1 protein-coding gene is annotated in these 394 nt (G+C 47.2%); it reads left to right on the top strand.

The annotated features are described in order from the left end of the window. On the top strand, window positions 1-330 hold a 330-nt coding region (locus UYK_RS24580), incomplete at its 5' end, for a hypothetical protein (protein ID WP_016872285.1). Window positions 331-394: the final 64 nt, after the last annotated feature.

Genomic DNA, 394 nt, shown 5'->3' with positions numbered 1-394 from the left:
TTTGTCACTTGGGATGAGGCAGAGCAGACTTATCGAGTCACACCGCATCGCGTCAATGAATATGTCACGCAGTTGTTATCTGTGCCTCGTCTTGGTTTTGAACATGCTGCTTATCGCATTGAAACAGATGAAGGTGCCGTCTGGATTGATTGTCCATCAGCATTCAATCGCGACTTGGAGCCAGTAAAAGCGATTTACTTTACCCACAAGGATTTTATGGGTGCATCCAACCAGTATCGCGATCTCTGGGGTGCGAAAGTTTATCTGCACGTTCTTGATGCCGAACATCCGCTTGCCAGAAATTTCCGGTCGATCAAAAATTTACGGTGACTTCACCGAGCATGGCATCGAAGCTTTCCATATTGGTGGGCACACACCGGGCTTTACCATGTAT

The sequence above is a fragment of the Fischerella thermalis PCC 7521 genome (assembly GCF_000317225.1).
GTDB lineage: Bacteria > Cyanobacteriota > Cyanobacteriia > Cyanobacteriales > Nostocaceae > Fischerella > Fischerella thermalis.
This window is presented reverse-complemented; position numbering and strand designations above follow the sequence as displayed.